At 49.2% G+C, this 24835-nt stretch carries 2 protein-coding genes and 2 pseudogenes; 1 reads left to right on the top strand and 3 read right to left on the bottom strand.

Annotated features, from left to right (window positions below):
- The 3 genes and pseudogenes from Q0418_RS04385 to Q0418_RS04375 all read right to left on the bottom strand — a co-directional run.
- On the bottom strand, positions 1-23783 hold a 23783-nt coding region (locus Q0418_RS04385; protein WP_298482603.1), incomplete at its 3' end, for an SdrD B-like domain-containing protein.
- A 182-nt stretch (positions 23784-23965) separates the two neighbouring features.
- Positions 23966-24157, bottom strand: coding sequence for a type II toxin-antitoxin system RelB/DinJ family antitoxin (locus Q0418_RS04380; protein ID WP_298482601.1), 192 nt, complete (start codon positions 24155-24157; stop codon positions 23966-23968).
- Between the two features lie 216 nt (positions 24158-24373).
- Positions 24374-24502 (bottom strand): annotated as a pseudogene (locus Q0418_RS04375) (IS5/IS1182 family transposase); the annotation flags it as partial.
- 101 nt (positions 24503-24603) lie between these two features.
- On the opposite strand from Q0418_RS04375, the pseudogene Q0418_RS04370 reads away from it, so the two are divergent.
- Positions 24604-24835, top strand: a pseudogene (locus Q0418_RS04370) (IS1380 family transposase); the annotation flags it as partial.

Raw genomic sequence — 24835 nt, 5'->3', positions numbered from 1 at the left:
TCATTCCAGATGTAACCTTCAATGGACGCGGTTTCAATTGCAGTCAAGCCACCGTCATAGTCTGTGTTGTCCTTTGCCTTGACAATGTCATAAGCATTGTCCCCCACGGTTCGGTCGTAGAAGTCGTTGCCGCTGGACGCTTCTGCCAGTATAATTACTTCGTCTGCATCTCCATACAGATGTAATGTATCTGCAAACAGATCGCTGTCCTTGGTGCTGTCTTCTCCGATTCGGCACTTGGTCGCTGCGTAACCCTCCGGCATCTCACAAAGCTGTAACTGATAACCGGCAAGGTAACGTTCGCCATTCCGTTCTACAAATGTGGGCAGATTATCAAATCGATAATAACCATTAGATGCAGAGGCTGTGGGTGTACCAGTTGCAACAGGTGTTGCTGTCGCTACCGGTGTACCTGTTGCTACAGGCGTTCCCGTTGCGACCGGCGTACTTGTTGCTACAGGCGTTCCCGTTGCGACCGGTGCACCCTCTGCAACCAATACAAAGCTGTTGTCCTGCTTCCACGTCTTATCAGAATCATCATAATATTTCCGTGTCAGCTTGACCGTTGCTGTTGCAACGCCCACTTCGTTTTCGTCCTGTATGCCGTTGTAATTTTCGTCATTCCAGATGTAACCTTCAATGGACGCGGTTTCAATTGCAGTCAAGCCACCGTTGTGCGGTGCGATAGACTTCGCCAGATTTGCCGGTGCATACGTGGTACCTGCAATGATAATGGTATGCCCCCGATCTGCATCAGTTGCTTTGGCCGCCAAAATGATGTGTGACTCGTCCTTTGCCAGCAGACTGCCGTCACGGGGATTCAGGAAACTGTTTTCCAGAGCCTGCTCCGATTCCGCATACTGCTTGGTCACCGCATAGATATCCGGCGCAGTTGCCAGATCCAGCCGAATCTGATAGCCATAGATGCGGTCCTTGTTGCCAGAAGTGCTGTCATCTGACAGATCTGCCGGCACGTGAACGTCCAGATCCGTAAACTGATACTCGCCGTGATCCACAATTTCAGAAACCTCGCCAAATGCAGTATCCGGTATCCAGTTTCCGTTTTCATAGATCTCACGGGTCAGTATCATGCGAACCGAAGTTGCCACCGGCACTTCATTGGAATTATACAAACCGTCATAGTTCGCATCGTTCCAAATGGTACCGCGAATCACACCCTTGTCCTGCTGCTTGAGTCCGGCATCACAGTGTCCGATATTCTTGCCGCATGCAAGGTCTACTGCGTACATGGTACCGTTACTGTCCGGAACTTCCCGTACAGAAGCATGATTCAGGTTTCCGTTGGCATCGTCATACGCATTTGCCGCCGGAACAATGTATTCGTTCGCACTCGTCAAATATGTGCTGTCCAGTCTGAGGTCACTGTCCTTGGTGCAGTCAGTTCCCACACGATACTGTGTCGCCAGATAATTGCCGCGGAGATTTTCCAGACAGAGCTGATAGCCTGCGGCATAGTCCACATTGCCGATTCTCACCCAAGTGGGCAGATTCTCCAGTGTGTATTTGCCGTTTGCATCTGTGCTAACTGTATACGCCGTGTTGTTCGGCTGCCACTGGCTGCCGTCGTAATAATACTGCATTGCCTTGACAGTAACATTTGCAATTGCCGCCTTGTCCTCTGCGGTATTTGCCGCATCATCTGCCTTGTCCTGAATGCCGTCATAGTTGTGGTCGATCCAGATTCGTCCGGAGATGTCCCCTGCTGCCAAGCGTGTAAAGCCGGCATCATAGCCGGAAACATCTTCCTTTCGGAGAATATCTCTGCCGTCCACTGCATAATCCGTGCTGTCCGTATCCGCAGCTGCACAAACAAAATACGTGCCTGCTGTCAGATAACGGCTCTGTGCCTCCAGATTGCTGTCCCTTGTGGGATCGTCGCCCTGCTGATACCAAGTAATGGTGTAATTGTCCGGCACTTCGCCCGTCATTTTCAGCTGATAGTAGCAGAGGTATGTTTCGCCGTTTGCATTGCAGAACGTATCCACATTGTCAAACCGATACTCGCCGTTGGCATCAGAAACTGTCTGGAATATGCCAGTAGGCTGATAGTTGCCGTCGACATCGCGGTAATACTGCTCCAACGTAATTTCTACGCCGGAAATGTTTCCCTCGCCGGTATCCTGCAAGCCGTTGTAATTCGCATCGTCCCAGACACGTCCAACGATCTGTGCCTTTTCGACCTGCTTCAAACCGCCGTTCCAGTCTATCTGAGTTGCGGTATCTGCAATGTCATAGTCACTGCCGTTGTAGTGCTTTCGGTATGTCAAATCGGTTTCCGCCTTTGCATCAGCAGCCAAAATCAGATACTGATCCGGTGCTGTCAGATAGAGGTTCTCACTCTGATACGGGTTTTCAAGTCTTTGGAATTTACTGTCGTCGCCTGCCTTGGTAATGCCGTAAGTGATCTTACCGTCAGCGTCCTTCGGCAGTGCATCCAGCTTCAGCCGATAGCCAGCCAGATACCGTTCGCCGCCAATTTTCACAAATGTGGGAACATTTTCGAAACGATAGTCCCCATTGCTGTCAGTGTTTACAGTTGCAGTATAATTTGGCTGTGCCGCCGGCAGCCATGCTGTGCCGTCCCAGTAATACTGTTCCAGCGCCATCGACAAGCCTTCCATGCCAGCTTCTTCCGCTGCCATATTGCCGTCATAATCGGCATCATTCCAGATTCGTCCACTGACAGATGTTGTCTGGAATACCCGAATGCCGCCATAGTATTCGTTCTTGCTGTCACGGCTTTCTGTGATGTCGTAGACCGTATCCGTATTCGTAACTGCACTGTAAGTGCGATCATAATACTTGTTGTACTGCGGTGTGTTTCCGGTATGCTCTCCGGTAAACGGCTGTGCTTCCGCTGCAACGATCAGATACTCCTGTTCGCCCATGAGAGTGAGTTCGCCGTTCTTCCAGTGCAGCTTGTTGTCGTTGGCAAATACAGTAACTGCATCGCCTTCCGGCAGTGCATCTAAGTGCAGCTGATACCCAGCCAGATACCGCTTGCCGCCGATTTCCGCATAAGTGGGAATACCCTCAAAGTGATACAGACCGTTGCTGTTGGTCACTGCCGTCATAGTTGCCGCAGTCTTTTTCCAAGTCGTTCCGTCCAGATAGTACTGATACAGTGTCAAATGGAGATCGCCGCAGCCGCTTTCGTTCAAATCCATTGTGCCGTCATAATTGAGGTCATTCCAGATTCGTCCGTCCATTGCCGCAGTCTGTATGGATTTCAGTCCGCCGTTGTATATGCCGTCAGAATTTTTTGCAGTGACAATGTCATATGATACATTGTCATACGTTCGCACGTAGTATTCGTGGAATCCTGATTCCTTGCTTCCGAGTACGCCGTGAGCAGCTTTCTCTGCCAGCAGGATATACTCGTTCGGCTGGTTGAAGTCCACGGTCTGATCTGCATTCGTTTCCTGAGATGCTGCCAGCAGGTCACTGTTGATACAGCTTCCTGTGGAATCCAGCACCTGATACTTTGTCACAGCATAGCCGTTCGATACCGCATTCAACCGCAGACGATAGCCTGCCAGATACATCTTTCCGTCAACCGTTACAAATGTCGGCTGGTTGGAGAACTGATATGCACCTGTTTTTGCCGCAGTCTTTTCGGAGAATATCTGATGCAACTTCCAGTTTCCGGCGTCGTCCAGATAATACTGGTCGAGATATACGATCTGCTGTGTCGGCATTGCCGCTTCACCGGTTTCTTGCAAGCCGCTGTAATCCGCATCAAACCAAACTACGCCTTGAATCTTTCCGGTTTCGAACGCTTTCAGACCGCCGTTATAAACGTCGATCACGTCTGCATTCAATATCGAATCGTATTTTTTATTTGTGACAGGGTCCGTCAGATTATTCAGATCATAGGGGTCATTGCCCTGTGACGGCTGTGCCGTCAGGAAGTAATCTCCGTTGTCCGGTGCAGTCAGATAATTCGTTTCTGCGATCCAGTCGCTGTCTGTTTCCGCGTCACCTGTTGCCTGACGATACCGTGTTACCGCATAGCCCTCTGGCACAGCCGCACGAATACGGTAATATGCCAGTTGATCTACGCCGTCAACCACAAAGTGAGTCGGCACCTTGGTAAACTGGTACACGCCATTGGCATCGGTTGTCACAGTCACATCATTATTCATGCGGACAAACTGCTTTGCAGTGGTATCATAGCGATACTGTTCCAGAGTGACAGAAATGCCGCCCTTGCCCTTTTCGCTGTTATCCAGAATGCCATTGTAGTCCGTATCTTCCCAGATCTTGCCCTTTACCGTTGCAATACCTCGTTCTTTCAGACCGGCATTCAGATTTGCATAATCTCTCGCCGTTACCAGATCATAGTACTTCTGCTGTGCAGTATTCGGCGTGTCAATATTTTTGATGTTCGTGCCGCAGACATATGCCCAGTTGTAATCCGTATACGGTTCTGCATCGTTGGACTGTGTGCCTGCCTTTGCCTCCCGTGCCGGAATCAGCATTTCGTGATTGCCTTGCAGCACAGTAACCGGCAGGTCACCTGTCCGCTGGCTGTCCTCGACACCATCGGCATCGGTCACATACAGTTTGCTGTAAACCTTTGACGGATCTGCATCGTTCCAGTACTTCGTTGCCGCATAATCCTCCGGCAAGGTTTTCAGAATAACCTGATAGCCTGCCAGATACTTTACGCCACCCTTTTCCACATAGGTGGGGAGATTGCTGAACGTGTATTTGCCGTCCGTTTCTGTTTTATGTGTCTGGAATACTGCATTTTCCAGCACCCATTTGCCGTTCTGGTACGAATACTGCTGCAAGTTTACAACAGCCGGATTGGTCTTACTGCTGTATGCAGACTCGTCCTCATCCTGGATTCCGTTGTAGTTGGTATCCTCCCAGACAATGCCGCTGACAGAGGCGGTTTCAAATGCTTTCAGACCGCCGTCATAGCCGTCATAATCCTTTGCCTTGATGTAATCGTAGGCATAATCATGATTTCTGTCGTGCACTGCTGCATCATCATAGAGAATGTACGGTTCAAAATAGGTGTTTCCGTCAATGCCCGCCTCTGTTTCCGGCTGGGATTTCTGCGCAGTGATGAAATAGTCACCATCTGCAGGAGAAGTCAGATAGGACGCAATATCATAACTTGTATAGCCTGCTCCGTGTTGCCCATTCTGCGAGATCAAGTGACTGTCGATCACTTGCGTTTCTGCATCGCCGTTCTGCCGATAGCGGGTAACAGCATAGTTTTCCATGCCGCTGGGCAACGACAGCAGCTTCAGACGATAATGTGCCAGCACCTTTTCCCCATTGATTTCCGCATATGTGGAAACACCGGAGAATGTGTACTTGCCGTCTGCATCAGTTTTCACAGTACGGTTTCCGCTTGTTACCGGTACATAGGTACCGTTTTGCAGAACATACTGTTCCAGCTGAACAGTCGCTCCGGCAATTCCCTTTTCATAGAATTGAGTCGTGCTGTCCTCTGCGGTCACTGTATTGCGGATACCGTCATAGTCAAATGCCTCCTGATATTCTCCGGTTGCATTTTTGCCGTTATCCTCCCACAGATAACCGGTTACTTCAGATGTCTGAATTTCCGTAAAGCCGCCGCTGTAATCCAGCAGACGCTGTGCCTCACCGGTATCATAATAGGTGTTCTTATAGACAATGACGTTGTTGTTCTGGTTTGTCGTTTCTCCGGCAATGATAATGATGTTGTCATCTTTATCGTAGTTGTGATATGTTGCTGTGATATTGCCATTTGCGTCATACTCGGACCAGTCATCGCCAATGAGATAGTACCGCATATCACCGGTATACTGCAGGTCACTGTTTTCCGTAGAACGGCTGTTCGGATACTGCTTATACTTGGTGATCGCATACTTCTTATACAGCTGGGGATTCTTTGCCGGATCGACGTACAGCCGATAGCCAGCCAGATATTCCTTACCGTCCTTTTCGTAGTAACTGGAAACATTCTGGAATACATAGGAACCGGATTCCGAAGTTTGTATGTCGCGGTCCGCGCCGGTAACGGCTACCCATTTTCCGGTATCGCCGTCATAGTAGAATGGCTGCAAGGTCACGGTCACACCCCCGATACCCTTTTCAAAAGTATCCCGAATGCCGTTGTAGTTTTCGTCGTTCCAGATCCACTGTCCGATAAATCCACGGGAGCCATCCACAAATCCCAGAGAAATGCTTCTGTTGATCTGGAACGTCTGACCGTCATCTTCATACAGAGGCTTCTGGTTTTTGTCGTAGGGCACGCCGGTCAGGAACGGTCGTGTGCGGAAGTTGTTCACCGCCTTGATCAGATCGTTATCATCTGATGCTTCCAGCGGATCGTTATGCAGAACAAACGGCGAAGGTTTATACGGGGTAGAAGAACTGCCCTCATATTTTGCCACTGCCACATAGTTCTGGTTCGGATACAGACGGAACTGATAATAGCCGTCATCTCCAGTGCGGACAACTGCCGGATTTCCGTCACCGTCTATCGCGATTTCCAATGCAATGTTTCCGTCTGCATCGACTTCGTGCATTTCCACCATCACATCTTTCAGCTTCTGTTCGGTTTCCTGCATGATGCCGTTGCTTTCGATCGTACCATTGCTGTCTGTTTCATCGACCCATGTCCAGCCGCCGTAAGTGTATCCTCTGGAAACACCCAGCATATAGGAAGTCATGGCGGTGTCGTATGCCTGATGCTTTGCCGGATCTTCTTCCACCGCATCTACATGAATCGGCGCCGTCTGTACGATCAGCTGTCCGGACGAAGCCTTTGTATTGGCAATTTCGTTGGCAACTGCCGTATTGTCATCTTCTGTACGAATGCCGGTATAGACGACCTTTCCGTCACGGTATACTTTCAGTGCTGTGCCAGTCTGTCCCAGTTCCCGTGTTGTAACCGAGTACTGGTCGTATCCCTGCGGCAGTGTATACCGCAGCCGGTAATCTCCCGGTGTCAGATTCGACAGCATGAAGTAGCCCTGATTTCCGTAATAGTCGCTTTCAGTGGTATAAGTTACCGGTCCATCAAACGTATACTGATAGGAATTGGTGTTATTTTCTACAATGGTTTTCGGCTGACCGGTTTCCTCGTCAATGACAACATAACGTGTCTTTTCCGGATTCGGGTTGCTGTCAGGATCCGGATCGGCAATCACTGCCTCACCGTTAACGTTAACAGAGTAACCCTTCTCCGTCAACAGTTCTACCTTTACGCCATTGATGCCCGGATCGTCCGGCTTTCCGTCAAAGTCAATATCAGTCGTCCACTTGCCGGTAGGCAGCAGCCGTCCGTTGGCAGACATCTCATATTTCGCCTCGTTGCACTGGGCATCATAATTGAGGTCGCTCCAGACATAGCTGCCGATATAGCCCTTTCCGCTGGGTGCAGAAATATAGGCACCGGCTTGTGTGTTTTCAAAAACCTGATAACTCTTGCCGATCACACTTGCAGAATCATAGCCGGAGGCAAAGGTGTTCCACTGTGTCACACCCTCCACCTGCTTGCGAATACTCTCCGCAGATGCAGCACTTTCATTCTCTTCCTCTGCTGTGGGTGTACCAACATACTTCGGCAGATTCAGCGGTGCATGCATCTCATAGTAGAGTTCCATACGGCTCTTTTTATCCAGTCTGGTGTCCGCATTGTTCATCTGAGCCCAAATCGCACGGATACCCCGTACCAACCGATCGTATTCGGCATCAGAGATCTTGCCGTTTTCGTGATCATCGAACAGTTCAGACAGCTTGACAAAATACGGATTTTTTCCGTTTACATCTTGATACAGACTCCGGTAGAACTCGTTTTTCTCCGTATCCAGCAGATCATCTGCCGGCTTCGGGAGCGTGCTGACATCTTGCAGCACATAACTGCCGTTCTTCTTGACGATCGGTCCGACCCAGACGGTATACATAGACGGGTCCAGATTTACCGTGCCGCTGGTGGATACCTGTTTCATCTGCACGGAATCCGGAATCAGATAACCGTTCCACTTCGAATTTCGGGGTACGTCGGAATCAGTTGCCTTGGTATCCTCTGTATAGGGCAGCAAATCATAGAACAACAGCGTCTTATACTCTGTATCCGTATCCGAACTGTTCTGCATGGAAATGGAATAAGAGTAATTGCCGCCCTCCTGTACCCGAACCGGAATTGCCACCTTTACGGAATCCAGATCGGAAGTGGCTGTTTTCATTTGTGTAACATTATCAATCGAGAGCAGGGTGATTGCCTGTGACGTGATTGTCAGTGTCATATCGCCGCTGCTTCCGTTGTCGTTGACATCATGGCTGTCTACTTCGTAGGCAACGATCTTGACCTTTGCCTGTTCGTCCGGAATATACGGACGGAAAGAACCATTTTTGAAACCGTATGCCTTTGCCTGCATCAGTTCCGCAGACACAATGTTGCTGTTGCTGATGTCCAGCGGCACCATGAGTTCTACCACAATACGCTGTCCCGGCTCCAGAGTTCCGGAGAACTTGAAGTTGACGATCTTCCGGTTCAGTACATTGGTGGAGATCGGTTTTGTCACAAAGTAGGGGTTGGGGTTCTTCTGCGTGTCCATAGCGACTTCGGTGTTTGTCACGTCTGCATACGGGAGTTCTTCCACGTCTACGTCTGCCAGTGAAACATCACCGTTGTCTTTCAGGGAAACAAATTCTCCCTTTTCGTTTTCAATATGCCATGTCCACTGCGGTGTCACATCGTCCAGATTCTTCGCAGGCGTTACCACTTGATTGTCGCTGTTCTTTTCCGCAGTGCTGGTGTAGTGATCGCCGACGAAATAGCCGTCAATGCTGCCGTTGGAGTCGTCCTGATACTGCACATACTGGAATGCGTCCGCAGAGAGTGATTCCAGATACGGCAGTGCCAGAGAAACCGTAGGGTCAGACAGCTTGTCTGCCTCTGCATTTTTCCGGTTATACGTACTTGTGTTCAGCAGTTCCTGACTAAGATTCTTATAAGTCACCGTATATTTCAACATCTTGCCGGTGCCGCTGGAAATACCACTGGTATTGGAATCCCATTTGTATTCGCTGTTTGCAGCACCGCTGAAATACTTGGCATCAATATCGATACCCAGCCACGGCAGCTGAGGATCCAGATAGAAGCCCACTCTGGACTCATCACCGGATACCGCATACTTAAAGTCATCGCTACGCAGGATCACGCTGGCGAAATGGTTGTTGTGCACAGAATTCGAGATAGACGGGTCATTCGGTGCAGTGGCAAATGCCACATGCGGACTGTTTTTCTTGATGCTTTCGCTCAGGGGTTCCAAACCATAGTGATACTTGTCTACATCGTTGCGATCCTGTCTTCCCTCTGTTGTGTCGTCTGCATCTGCATTCACATACAGTCCCTTCGGCACCGGAAAATATCGGGGTGCCTCTGCATTGGTCAGCTGGACTTGGGTTCCGGAAATCGTTTCCGTAAAGCCCTCTGTCCGAATCACCCAACGCACCTGACGAATCGATTTGTTCAAATTGATGCTACCGCTTGTGATCTGCGACTTCAGCGTTTCGTTGGTGCTGTCAAAATGCAGATTGCCGACTTCCAGTGAAATCGTCTGGTTTGCGCCCAGTGCATAGCCCTGTTCTTCCCCGATGCGTACCCACCAGCTGGTTCCCTTTCCGCTTTTGGCATAGGCATTTGAATAAATGCCGTCGTCCTGCTCCGTTTCCGGTGCAAGGAATGTTTCTTCATTGGCAGGATCCGTGCTGATCAGCACATACGGATACACTTTCATGTGCTCTTCCAGAATGTCATGAACCAGCTTCTGGTGTGCGGCATACTCGGTTTCCAGTGCACTTGCTGACGGGATCGCCCAGTTACCAGTAGAAATTTCCGTTACATTCGGATAAACCAGTTCTGAAACGTGAGGCAGAACGTCCGGTTTGTTGACTGGTGCCACCTTCGTGGTACCACGCAGCGTTGCGTAGTTTGCCAGATTGTAGTTGACCACGAATTCATTTACTGATGCAGTATCGTTAGACACCTGATCGACATAGCTGACAGTTTTATAAACCTGCTTGATGTGCGGGTCTTCCGCAATGATAATGGAGGAGTTCGGGTCATTGACACGTACACGCTCATAGTTCAGATCTGCACGCACCGTGGTTTTCGGTGCAGTAACAGCGACCTTTGCAGAGGAAGCGATCAGATAGATCTCCCCTGCCACAACGCCGTCAAAGGGTTCGATCTCTGGAATAGTGCTGTCCTTTGTACGGTTGGTGTCTTTCACCCGCACCGCATTTTGCAGCTGCATGCCCTCCATGGTCTGTCCGGTGAAGTTGAAATCATAGGTGTCATACGCAATGTCACTTGCCGGTACTTCCTGCCGCTGCTTCTTCTCATAGACGATATTGCCGTAGTCGTTGTAGACATAGCCGTTCTCATCCTGCTTCGGCATCAGGCAGCCGCCGCGGGTGTAGTACTTGCCGTCTGCATCACGTTCTGCAAACAGACCGTCTTTTGTAATGGCGAACTTGCCGTCTGTCTGTTCGAACGTTGCATAGACCTTGGCATAATAATCCTCCCAGCTGCTGTCCGTATCCGCCGGCAGTTCCAGATTGTCGATTCGAGTCTTGATCTTAAAGTTCAGCGTGCCGTTGAAATAGCCCGCCGGATGATAGCCTGCCACATAGGTGTTGTCATTTGTGCAGTCGAAGCCGTCATCTTTCGGCGTGGTGATCTCGAATACCAGCGTTTCACCGCCACGCTTTGTGGCAGAATCTGCCCGTGTCAGACCGTCCGCCGTGTTTTCTGCCGGTGCAACTGCTCCGGCAAAGTACCGCTGTGTCAGCTCAATGCCCCAGCCGGCAGCCTTTGCCTCTGCCATGGTAAATGTCTGCTTTTTCCCCGACTTATCTGTGTATTCCAGATAGTAGTCGTCCAGCAGATCGTCTTCGTCCCAGTACCGTACATTTTCCGGCAGCTGGAATGTGACAACCATTTTGGCATGGAAGATGCTTCCGCGGTAACGATAGTCTGCCTCCGACCGGCTGGAAACCTTGGCACTGTACCAGAGAATATCGCTGTAGTCAAAGTTTTCCCCGTTATTCTGATACTGCTGACGGGTTTCTATTTCGTCCAGATCTTCCTTGTTTCCGGCAAAGCCCTTTTCGCCTTCTTCGGTCTTTTCGGCAGCTACCATGTTCTCCGCCTTTAAGGACGGCGTCTGTGTGCGAATTTTCAGCGTATTCACAACGCCAGAATCCTGCATCACATTGGCAGAAGTAATATCTTGGAAAAGCATATCACTGCTGATGTCACGCAGTGTCACATCGCGGTTCAGTGCAGAACGAATTTCCTCCGACAGCGGCTTATCCTTTCGATACTCGTCCATTTCCATGGCATCACTTTCTGCGTATCGTTTCATGCTGCCCAGCATATACGTACCATTTTCATACTTGTGGTTCAGCAGAACATAAAGATCTGAATTGGTCGTAGAAAGTCCGTCATTGTCTGTATCCGGCCGCATAGGCAGGGTGTTCTCAGATTTGTAGTAAATTACATTTCCATAATAACTGCGTGTCACTTTCGCCGTTGCTGCAACTGCATCTTTACGATTATCAACGCTGCGAAACTCATAAGCATAATGTGTATTGATAATTGGTGTAATCACTGCCGGCGAGCATACAGTATACGGATTTCCGGAAATGTCGTTATCCGTGATAAACTGGTAAGCGTTCACTCTGCTGGAAACATAGGAATAGTTGTTCAGATAGTTTTCCAGCAGATCTTCGTCTTCCACGCCGTTGATCACATCGTCCGGCTCAGCATAGGTAAAGGTCTTGATGCAGAAATTGTACAGACTGCCGTTCCAAATCGCAGCGTCCTTTTCTCGCTTTTCTGCCAGTTCCGCTGCGGTCATTGCCTTTTCGGTATCGTTTTCCTCCTTGGCAAAAATCTGTACCACATATCGCTGTGTGGAATCGTCATAGTAGACTTGGGTATCATAGAGTGCCATTTGATCCGTCAGCTTGGTGGTGGCATCTTTGTCGTACAGTTCCCAGTTCAGGGGCTTGTCATTCTTGGCGTTGTCCGTAGTATAGCGAGAGCCGTCTGCTGCAATCGGAACGATGCCATACGGCAAAATGTTCGTGATGACCGGCAGAGAAAGCGAACCTTTTTGCCCGCCGTCTGTGCCATAGCTGTGCAGCGTTTTTTCGTGGTTATAGCCATCTGTACCGGCACTGCCGTTGTAGCCATACTGAGCCCAGTAATAGTTGTTCTCCACATGAACGTTGATCCAGTTGACTTCACCCTGTGTTTCGGTGTAGTACTGCTCCACGTTTTTGCCGTACATCTCGGTTTCATTGCTGCCGACAGTTTCGCTGATCGTTGCCCAGCTGCGTACCAGAGGTTTCCGCAGCACGGCTCTGGTGCCGGTTTCCGCGTAGAACATGGTCTTGCCGCTGCTGTAACGGTCGATGCTGTCATTGTTGGTAAAATGATAGCTGCCGTTTTCCTCTACCACTTCCTTGTTCTGAATGTTATAGCCATTTACAGAAGGGGTATTCGGAGAAGATGCCAGATATTTCAGACTATCAAGCTGTTCATTTGCCGTATCACAATGGAAATACAGCGGACTCCAGAGATAGTCCATGCCGTACAGCTGGTTATGCTTGGTCAGCGCCTTGGTGGAACCGTCCCAGTGGTCGATGTCATAGATCTGATAGTACAGATGATTCTGGCTGTTTTCTGCCACATAGGGCTGGGTGAGAACACGGTCATACCATGTGCCGCTTGCCGTATCGGTGTATACTCTCGCCGGAAGTGTCACCCGTGTGATATACCCGAAATCACTGCCTCTGCCGTACCACTTTTTCAGAGGCTGTTTTACAGTGATCTTCACCACATACGGGGTATACTCGTCTGCGGTGTAGTATCCGTCTGCGCCGTCTGTAATATCTGCATTCTGCGCCGCATCCCGCATTGCCTTTGGTGCAAGATACTGCGGATTTTTGTTTCCCGGTTTCTGAATGATCTCTGCGGTTACATTTGCCCCATCAATCTGAGAAAATGCATTCGATTTCGAGTCACCGGTGTTGGTATACGCCAGTATCTCAGACGTATCCAGACTTCCGTCTGCTTTCATGACCGGCTTCATGCCATAGGCATAGGTATACAGGAATGTCACACCGTCCAGATCCCAGTCGCCGTAGTTATACGCCTGGAGCTGTACCTTGACGTCTTCATCGTATTCCAGTGCAGCTGCACCAGAGCGGTCTGTCACCTCATGTACACTATTATAATAGGAATTCACTCCATGACCGTCGGAATACGTTCCATAATACGGATAATTCGGGTCAGCCAAAACATTATTGGTGCGGTCGCCGTTTGTTTTTTCGTACTGAATATTGCTTGTCACAAATTCCGAGCTGGTGGCAAGCCATGCTTTTTGCAGGTGCAGACGTGTTTCGCTCCATACCACCGGTGTATTCTTTGCGGTCTCCAGATTTGCCCAGTCTGCATAGTCTTTGTTTCGCTTGCCCATTGCCAGCCGGAACCAGTCTCGGTTCTTGCTGTTGGACATATACTGCACCGTCTGCGGCAGCATTTGCAGCTGGTCAGCTGTATCAATTTTGGAGCTTGCATTGTACTTCACCGTCTGCATATTCTTTGCAGTCTGGGAATCCTCATCCAGCAGTGTGTCATTCTGACCGCCAATGGCAGCGTCCGTGGAACCAGAACCCGGAATGTGGGTAATGGTCTGATCCAGGAATTCCCACATATCCACCTGGGTATTCTTGTCCGCACTGAAGCCAATATCGTGCATCAGATAGTCCATATCCATCTGGATATTGCTGTTCTGTACCTGCTTAAAATTGTTCCAGGTATTTCCGTCACTGGAGAATCCGCCGGTCAGCATGGGATAAAGATTTCCATATGTAGAGGAACTATAGTAATGGTAGATACGATTCTGATAATATTCACCAATGCGGGGGAAATATGATGGGTGCAGTCCGTCACCGCTCACAACAGATGCGGCGGTATCGTCTGCATAGGTGGACGCAGTGTACACCATAGGCAGGTCTTCTTCCCGAATGGTTGCCGAGTAGCAGAACTCGACCTGCTCTCCCGGCTGCAAAACGAAGTCCGCATCGGGAGCATCTTTGTAACGTAGCCGCAGTTCGTATACCGTAAAAGAAATCTGATATGTGGAACTTTCGTCCGGCTTCAAATCTGCAAATGCCTTTTGTGTTGCATTTTGAGAATTGAACCCGTCTCTATAGGTCATCTTTCCGCCATAGTCATATCCATTTTGTTCGGTTCTTTTTGCCAGATACAATTCTATATTGCTCAGATCTTTCTCGCTGCCGTCCGCATTCAGCAAACGCAAATGGAAATTGGCTATGCTGTTGCCGACCGTATACGAGTCGTACAAAGTATTGGAAAAATATTCCGGTACCTTATCATAGATCACCGGATTGATAAGCCTGCCCTCCTCGCCTGCCTGCGCCTGACTGCTGTTCAGTGCTGCCAGATTATTTTTCAGCGTCACTTTCTGCCAGATCGTATCTTTCGGACGATAGCTTGTCTTTTGCGTCTTGGTTTCGTTATACGACTCCGCCGCATCGCTCTCGGAAGAAAATGTCTGGGTGTGGAACGATGCAATGGGGTTTTCCCGATAGACTTTAGGATTCAGGACTTTGGTGTCTGTCAGGTATGCTGTGTGCTCTGTCAGTGTTTCGGCAGATGTCACACTGCTGCCGCTTTCAGTCACCGTCACTGCATTTTCGTTCTCACTGTGAATATGCTCGTAGCTGTTGGTAGCTGTAAAATACTGGGTATACGTATCCGCTTTCACGCCTGTGCCGTCTGTGACATCTTGGTATCTGCCGACACCGGTCAGAGTCACATTTTGCAGAGCCACTTTTGCCTTGGAAGTACCACTGTACGCAGTGGTCGTATCAAAGCCTTTGAGATCGTAATACACCCAGCGAACACCCACAACATTCGGCAGATCGGCAGCTGTCATTTGCGCAGTTGCAGCTTGGTCTGTGGTGCGGGAAGCATCATATTCATAGGACTTCCATGTCACCTTTACACCGTTCTCGTCCGTCAGGAATGCAATGTTCTCATCTTCCGCAAATCGTGAGGCTGTACTCGGTTCTGCAACTGCGTAGAGCATCTCTACTCTGCCGAACTTGTCTGTTTCCTCCGGAACCGTGTAGAGCTTCGTCAGTTCAAAACCACGATAGAACATATCGCCGCTGTCCTTGGAACGCTTTTCCAAGAAAGAAACGTCTATGGTATAGGTATCGCAATGGTGTCCGGTTTCATTGTACAAATCGCTGACAGTCAGCGTGCTGCCCTTTCCGTCGTAATTCTGCTTAGCATCGTTTACCTGATAGCTAAGTTTCACCGGCGAAACAGACTGATAAGTCAAATCATTCTGAATGTGTGCATAATACTGGATCTGCTGATCTGCATCTGCCTCGGTATACCGATAATAATATGTATATCCGGCATTGTCCTGCGTTCTCTTATTATAATAGTATCTGTTTGAACTTGGCTGATAATTGGAATTACCATTGACATCATAAATCGAGTATTGCGGATAGCCATGCTTCGGTGCAGCATGAATTTTGACATCAGGCACGCCAACAGTCACTGCATCATAGCTGCCGTCATTTTCCGTTACCTGCGTGGTCACACGCAGGTAAACCGTCTCGCCCGGCTTGATCTGGTCATCCGACTTTGCACCCTTGCCTAGTTCTGCCACCAGCCGCCGGTATGCAGTTTCTGCCGGCTCTGCTTCTGCTGCTGCAAGCAGGGCATACTTGACACCCTGTGCCGCTTCGATCGTCGTGCCGCCGTCTGACAGAGCAGCGTGAATATCCGCAGCCGGAATATTCTCCGCGGCATCTTCCGTTGTCAGCACGTTTCCGTCTGCATCTACAACGTCCCAGCGAACGATTCTCTGTCCCTTTGGAACAGAGAAGTCCACTGTGGTATGTTCCAGCGGAATCAGCGCACTGCTCGGTGCACTTACCTGAATGGTATACTCCACATAGTCATACGGCATCAGATGGAGATAGTCCACCTTGTCGATGTTTCCGGTCTTGGAATCCTGATCGTATATCTTTGTACGGGTGACTTCTGCGTTCAGCATACCCGTCAGATTCTTGACTGTATAGTCTGCCTTTTTCATGCTGCCCTTTGCAGAACCGTCCGTATTCTTATAAATATAGGTATTGGCGTTGGGATCAATAGAGGTAAAGACTGCCGAAAGCTGGTTGGTGGTTATCTGCTCCGGATAGCTGTTGGGAGCCTTTCCAAAGGTCGGCGTGGAATTGGCGTTCCACTCGTCACCGGTGAAATCGTCCGGTGTCCGGTCGACATAAACGCCGTCATACAGGAATGCACTGGTGTTCTTGGTATGATCCGCCGACAGGTATTCCCCGTCACACAGCACAGTACTGCTGTCATTTCGGTCTGCCTTTTTCGCCTTGAAGTCCAGCTGGAAGCTGTTGACATATGCCTTGACATAGGTTTTCTGATTAGTCGTATTGGTATAGGTTCCGAGAACGCCGGAATCTGCCTGATACAGCTGCCGCAGGATCTGTTCCACATCAATGGTATAGACTTCCTCACCCTGTACGGTTTCGGTTGTGCCGACATACACCACATAGATGCCGTCCGCCATGCCGTCTACGCCGGAGCCCTTTACCACGTTCACCGGAACGTTCGTACTGCCCACTTGGAGTGTTAGATTTGCCACACCGAACCAATCGCCGTCCAAAAGGAATTTCGGCAGGTAGATATGCTCCAGCCGGTAGCGGCTGTCCATGGTGTTGGTAGTAGCCACACTGTCAATGCGTGCAGCTGCGTCCTGTCCAGTCGCATTCTGCTTGTCCTGATTGAACAGCTGCACGCGGAACAAGCCGCGGTTCGGTGTGTTGTTGTCACTCTGGCTGTAATCATAGTACAGGTTTTTCGATACGTTGCCATCCTCCGTTTGCAGCTGATACCCTGCCTTAAAATCGATCAGGTAGCCCATGATTATCGCATTGTCCGACTGCCCGTAGATTTCCTTGTTCGGTTCATAATCTGTGGAAACACTGGTTTGAGCAGTGTTCTTTCCGTACATGTCATCGTCTGTCTTGTTGATCGCATACGGCTTGCCCTGCACCAGAATATCCCAGGTATTGGTATTGTGATAATCTGCCTTTTCCTTGTTGGTCAGTTCCGCAGAATAATCCCCTGTACCCGGAATATCATACATGGTCATGCTGTAGTCTGTCACAAAAGTATCTTCGCCCAGAACCACAACATATTTTCCGCCGTCCTTTTTTACGGTATAGGTCGGTTCGATCTGCGGCTGGTTTGCTCCGGTGTCCGCATCGTCTGCGTTTCCCTCGGTGCTGCCGCCTGCATTGTCCCCGTTATCTGTGTTGTCCTGCTGTTTCGGTGTGTACTCGAAATAAATGTTCCAGTCATCGGTTTCGCCGTACATCTCTTTCAGTTCAGACACCGGAACAGAAATGGTCTGTGCCGTTCCGACAACGTCATTGTTCGTGTTCTTCGCATTTATGGTGAACACAATGCTGTCGTCATCTCGGAAATACTGATAGATCTCTTTCTTGATCTGAAGTCCGGTAGTCAGAAAGCCCTTGTATTCATAGTCATCATCAGGGCGAATCTGCGGCAGGCTGTCAGACAGCACGACCTTGTCCGTGAAGGACAGCTTATTCACCCAGTCATACTGGTCGGTACGGGAGTACGGGCTGTTCATTACCCAATGGTACACATTGTTATTCGGTGCAACGTGACCTACACCGCCCCAAGTCGGGTTAACGCAAGATGTGGAAATGGTGCTTTCTTTGGTGTTGCCCTTCCGATAAAAACGGATCGCGAAGCTGTTGTCCTTTCCGAATTCTGCATTGCGGTTTTCCGCTGTAGCGGGAGTTTCGCCGACACCCTTTTGCACATTGTCCTCATCGTTGACGATATGCACACGTGTGCTGGACTGCAAATGCTTTGCGGTATAGTCGAATATCTCATAGGTCCAGTAGTGTCCCCAGGAAGAACTATAGTGACTGGTCCAGGCATAATACTTGTCTGTGAAGGACCAATCCGACTTTTCCTTGTCCGCACCGGAGTCTGTCCGCACCTTGCTTCTGCCATTGGTGGTATTGCCGACGGTCACATCAGCATGTGCCGTGGCAACCGCCTCGTCCATGCGGTAGAAACGTCCGGTAACTTCAAACATTCCCTGTGTGGAAGAATCCGTCTGGTCATACCAGATGCCATAGTCCGGCGACTTTGCCGTTTTGCCGTCATTGTTGACAGTCTGATAGCGGTTGATGTCAATGGTCACAACGACCTGTGTCACCGGATTTTCCGGCTTCTTTCCGTCATAGCTTTCCGGCTTCTTATAATAGTTGGCATCGTCCGCGGAGAACATGTCCGCATCGCTGCCCAGCAGATTCAGCCGTGCAAAGTTCCCGTCTGCATTGCTCTCGTTGGCTTCATAGAGAATTTCCTGTCCGGAACGGGTACGCTTGGTACCGTCTGCATAGATTGCTGTAACCGACTGAACATAGTCCTTGGCACGGGGGTCAATTTTCAGATAGTACGCATCGAATGTGTTCGACGGCAGGTCTAATGTAATATCCACAGTGGCAGCCGTATTCAAAGACGCATTGCGAACGTAGTCATACGACTGGTGTTCCTGTCCGGCAAGAGTTGGCTTTGCCTTTGGCAGGTTCTTTCCCGTGTTCAGATACTGGCGGAAGTCCACCGCAAAAGAGCCGATAGACTTATAGCCGATCTCCAGTTCAGAATTGTCTGCACTATCTCCCCACACTCCATTTTCAGAGAACAGATAACCGCTTGCACTGTATACACAACCATCTGTGGAAATACTCTCTGTGGGCTGAGCATACTTCTTTCGCAGGTGTTCTACCGCACTGGCTGCCGCGGTGTACTTCTTATCTCCGGCACTGGCATCTTTATAGAATGCCATAACGGTAGTGTCGAAATACATCTTGGAAACATAGATCGCTGTGGTGTCTTTCTTTGTTACGATATACTTGTCCTTATCGTATGTTTCCGTGATATAGCCCTTGGATTCCCGAAAGCCGTCCAGATAGTTATGTGTATCCACTTCCAACGTATCGGTCTTTCCGAACAGAGAATCGTCATAGCCGTCAAATTCGATATACCGCTTTTCCGATGCGGATTTGTCTACCAGCTTTACCAGTCTGCCGTTCAGTTCCACCTGTGTCAGGTTCTCGATGCCGAACGCTGGGAACAGCCGCGTATCCGTATCTCTGGTAAATGTCAGTACACCGTCTGTGTACGTATAAATGGTATCCGATGCATCTTCCGTATAAAAACCAGTAACCTTTCCGACTTCGTCTGTTTGCGGCAGCAGAGTTACGGTTTTCTCCTTATTATCCGCATCTTTACCAGTCAGAATGATATTGTCAAATTTGCCAAACTGATCGATCAAGTCCTGATAGATTCGCAGTTCCGTGGTATGGAAACCAGTCTGTGCTTCCCCCTGCTTTTCATAGGGAACCTTGGCAATGATCTGGGTATCGTCCAGCACCGAGATGGTTTCATTGGCAAATTCCGCACGCAGCAGAAAATCACGGTCATACGGCACGCCGAAAATGGTTTCATTTCCGTCCGTGTTGCCCGATGCCGCACGTGTGGATTCTTTCTGATCGTTATAGTAAATATGGGTATTGACACTGAGTCCCGGACGGTCTACGTGGAATGCCACAAACGCAGACTTTGCCTGGTCCTGCATCAGCTCATGCTGTGGTGTCACTGTCATTTTCGCTGTCAGATCATCGAACCAGTCACTTGTGCCATAGATGCGCAGTTCCGGTGCATTGCCCTGCTCCGCGGAAAGGTCGCGTTCCAGATCGGCATAGGCGATTTCGATATTTGCAAGGTATACGCCCTGTGCTTTCCAATCGGACAGGTCTACTTCCAGTTCCCCTGCCGCATTCTTATGCTTTTCCAGTTCTTCCAGAGAAACGGTCTTTACCTGTGCAGGACCGGAAACACCGTCCGGCAGGAATGCTGTCAGCTTAATGCTTTCGATCTCACCGCTTTTGGCATAGTTGGAGGAAATCGTCACCTTGTCTGACAGATAGCCCTTTACGATTTTCGCATTGTCCTTTTCCGTTTTCACGCCTACGCTCTGGAGATCAACAGAAATCAGCGACTTCCCAGCATTGGAATAGCAGTCAGAAGTTTCTTTGTTCTCCAGCAGGAAACCATAGTACAGATCGTTTGCTTTATTCGGCACCATTAGGCTCTTGTTGCTGGTCTGATTGGTTTCCGGACGATTGGCAGAGGGCGTGATGACAAGGTTGGTCTTTGCCACCTGCATAGTCGCCTCCGAAGCCGTCTTAGATGCCTCGTTGATGCTGCCAATTACCTCGAATCTCGCCGATGCTTTCAGATCACCGACCCAATCTGTCGAGCCGTACAGCTTCAGATTCATCTCCTTGAGATTGTCCAGATCTGCATTTCCGTAGATGCGGGAGAAAATGATCCGCACGCTCCGCAGACGCTGAATGGTATCCGGAATAATATATGTAACATTACCATCTGCATCTGCGGTCAGGACATCAAAACCGACCGTCAGACTGGGCTCAATATCTGCCTCGATGTCTGCGGTATAAGTCGTATTATTCCAGTCGAAAAGTTCAATTTTTTCGATGGCAGCCGCCCGTCCATCGCCGATGCCGTTCAGGACGATTTTTCGGGTGTCAAAGCCCTCTATGTCTTTCAGACAGTCTGTCGGTTCATTGCCGACACTGTCCATATTAACTTGCAGCAGTGCGTGAGAACTGGTCGAATGGGAATTGTTGGTCAGCAGGAACTGATACCAGGTCTGTTCCGTTTCGCTACGGTTCGGCACAGTCAGTGTCGGATAAACAGGATATGCCGTTCCGTTTTTGTCATATCTGACCGACTGCACTTCAGATGCCTCCGTGCCATCCTTACGGATCGCATGAACGCTCGCTGTCAGTTCCGGCAGCACCTTGGACACGTTCAGTGTGACGGTATCCTCCACCGTCTGATCCAATGCGGTCTGGTCATGTTCGCCGAAGCTGTATGCCGTTTTCAGCACGCCATGCGGAGTGATGTCCCTTTCTGTGGTAGGCGTTCCGTGAATCTGCACATAGCAGTTGCAGTCATCTGCTGCATCGCCAAGCGGAATGCTGTCGCTGATACACTGGAAGTACACGGTAATGCCGGTGAGATAGGTCAGCTTGTTCCACGCAGCCTTTGCAATTTCCACATTGCCGTCTGCATCGGTACTGTAATTCTCCAGATTGTCCAGCGTAATATCCGAATCGACCAGTGTCCCTCTGTTTGTCTCCTTGCCGTGCAGTACGATCTTCTCGATCTTTGCCTTTTTCATCAGGTTCTCACTAAGCAGGATTTTCGAGGCAACCAGTCCGCCGGCAGTGTAATCCTCATCGGGATACAGACCGGTGATGTCCAGTGTTGCCGGACTGATCTCGGAAATACTGTCGTTGGAAATCACAAAGCGAGCCGCTGCAGTGTCGTCGTTCAGGGAAACCGTCTGCGGGTTGCCTTTTTGCACCAGATCACCGATCGCATCTTCGTAAACACCTACGCCGGTCAGTGCAGGTTTCGCCTGTTCTGTGCGAATGACAGCATTTGCCTGTGTGACTTCTTTCGGCTCTGAAACCCACTTGCCTTCGCCGTCTTCTGATGCCGTCGGCGGCTGGTAATAGTGCACTTCGTAGGAGGTGTCAATCTTGTTGTCATATGTCCACAGATGTGGAAATGCACCACGCATGGTAATTAAGCCATTGAACTCGGTATAGCGTGGGATTTCTTCCCGAAATACAAATTCTACCTCGTTGCAGAATGTCAGACCAGTCTGGTTGGTCAGCACGTCACCGATTTCCAGTGTCCAGTTCTTTTCCTCTGTCACGCCGGCATCGGTATCCTGTTCCAGATGCAGCCCCAATTCGCCGGCAGTCTTATAGACCACAACGCCGTTTTCATCGGTAAAGCCAAACCGGATAAACTGGTTGATGTCTGTTCCTTCTACCTTGAACCAGTCCTTCAGCTGAATGTCCGAATAATGCACCGTGTCATTTTTCAGGCAGATCTGAATTTCCTGTAAGTCGAAATCCTCCGGCACGTGGTCTGTTGAGATCGCGTTGAATACCGGAATGTTACCGATGCTGTGGAATCCGTCCAGATAGTACGCGTCTACTGCACCGATGCCCACTGTCTTGTCTGTCACTTCGTTGCCGTCTGCGTCCTTGACGTACTTGTGGTGGGTAAAGTTTTCCCATGTATGAGGGGTGAAGTTTGTGGAATCCGAATCCTGCTTCGACCAGTGAATGCTGCTGCCGCCGCCGAATGAAATTGTTGTCGTCAGTCCGGAAGTGTTTTCAAATCCGGTGCTGCTGTTGAAGTTATTCGGATACGGAATCGCAACCATATATTTTCTGGAAGAATAGTGCTTTTCATCGGGTTCGCTCTGGTTTAATTCGTATGCTTTCTGCTCGGAATACAACGTATGGGATTTGTCCAATGCTTCCTTTTGCAGAATGATCGTACCTGTACCGGAATAGCCGTACGGTATGGTTTTCGCAGGAATATTCGAAAAATGCTCCAGATCCCACTGGGTTTTCCAGTCCGGTGTATCAGTGACATCATAGACCAGAACGCCGCCCTCATTGGGCTTTCCGATAAACTCATGATGCTGGTAAAAATCAGCCGAGAGGTCTTTGTTCTGCGTATCCGGGTTTTCCTTTTCCCAGCAGAGAATATCTTCGTCCAGAATGCTCCGCATCTTGTCCGCATTGTACTGTGCCTGTAATGTGATCAGATAGTTATCGATCGTACTGTCCGGTTCCTCTGAATCATTCTGCACCGTGACTTCGTACACCATGTAGTTATACTTCTGCCACATGACAGCCTGACTTTTATCTGTGCTGGCATTATTCAGCTGCACCGTGGAAACGCTTTCAATTTTCGTGCTCCACTCCAAGTTGGAGTTGACAAATGTAACAGTACGCTGGGTTTTTGTGCTGGTATCCAGTTCATCTGTTGACCAGTGGTTGCCGATCTGCGTATCGCCGGAATTATGCAGACTATCATAGGAAAACTTCATTTCCAGCGTTACCGCAGCATTTTCCGGAATGCTTACCGCATTGCTCGCCGTGTAAAACTGAATGTCAAACTTCGGCGTACAGTTCCCGCTAAGGGGGTCGAAGCCGTTTTTCAGAATGATTTTTCCGCGTGCATAGCTGTCGCTTTCCACTATCGCACCGTTTGCATCATAGACTGTTGTCGAATTGCCGAAAGTACTCTTGTCGTTCAGCTTTGCCTCCATGCCGATATACTCGTTTTCCTGCCGTTTGTTAAGAGGAATGTCCTCCAAGCGGCTCACCTGTACCAGAACATTGCTGTCGTCCCAATACAAATACGGCAGCGTGAGTTCCAAGTTCTGCCCGCGAACATACCCTGTGGAAAAATTCGGGGCAATGTTAACGGTCAGCAGTGTTTGCTGCTGCTTCGGGATCATGTAGAAGCTGCCGACACCGTCGTTGGTCTCCGGCGTCAGCGTTGCACCGTTTGAGGTAACGGCTCCGAAACCGACCTGAAATGTGCCGGAATTCCCAACCGCTGCTGCCGCCGCGAAAATCGTTCCCCAATTGCACGAAGTCAGCACCATTACGGCTACCAATATGCCATAAATGACACGCTTCCATATACTGATCTGTCGATACATTTCAATTCCTCCTGTCACGCGACACAATTATTTTTTGTGTCAATCATCTTCATAAGCCTTATTTCTTATATTTTAGCAATTCAATTAAATAAAATAGCTAATTTTCTGCTTTGGTGTTTATTTTGGATTGTGTTTTTTGCACATCTTTCCGCATTTTTACGCTTGCTTTAATTATAACATTTTTATGCGAAATTGTCAATATCTATTGGAAAAAGCAATGTGATCGTTACCTTAAAGGGGATACCCTGTTCTCTGACTGCCTGCTTTGCGGACATGACAAAGAAGGTACTCATATCCAGACCAAGATTGTCCAGCAGCTCACGCAATTGTGCCTTCAGCTCTTCGTCCATTCTAAAAGTTGTGCTTGTCATCATATTGATCTACTCCTTTCGGGCGCAGCATATATTCTTCTACTGGTAACTATTCAGTCACCCCCGTAAAAGCATAGAAAATCCACAATGTTGAAAGCTCAGAAAGCAAAGGCAATACCGCATAATCTCCACCCACAGTTCAATATAAATAAAAACACCCAGCAAAAATGCTGAGTGTGTAGAGAAATGTTCAATTTTCCATCGCAAGGGTGCACTGAATCAGACTGTCAGAGATTTTCTGGCAGCCAGATACAGATTCGCCAATGCGAACATGATATTCAGTTTAGCTGTCTGTTTTCGCAGACCTCGGTATCGGGTCTTTCGATACCGAAAAATATTTTCCTTAATCCGCAGACTTGAAATCCTGCCACTTTTCAAAACCACAGAAATATGGTAAAATAAGAAAAAAAGAGCAGCTGTAAAAACAGCACCCGGAAGGTGAAAAAGCGATGCGGAAAATAGAAGTGGTATTAAGCGACGAACGGCTGATCACACCGAGCGGATTATGCATGGTAGGTCAGGCAATGGCAAAATCTGCTCTGATTAAAAAAGCAGCAAGAATGAGGACTGATAAACGTTCCCAACCACAAATCAAAAACGGTGATATTCTGCTGACAGAAATCGGAATGCTGACGCTTGGCAAGACGGATTTTGATTACGTCAATGAATTTCACAAAGATG

Source organism: uncultured Ruminococcus sp. (assembly GCF_937915125.1).
In the GTDB taxonomy this organism is placed as follows: Bacteria; Bacillota; Clostridia; order Oscillospirales; family Ruminococcaceae; genus Ruminococcus_C.
The sequence above is the reverse complement of the archived record's forward strand: the minus strand, read 5'-3'. Positions and strand labels throughout refer to the sequence as shown.

Coding starts and splice junctions, on each gene's coding strand:
- Q0418_RS04380 (WP_298482601.1), bottom strand. CDS start 24,157: ATGATGACAAGCACAACTTTTAGAATGGACGAAGAGCTGAAGGCACAA.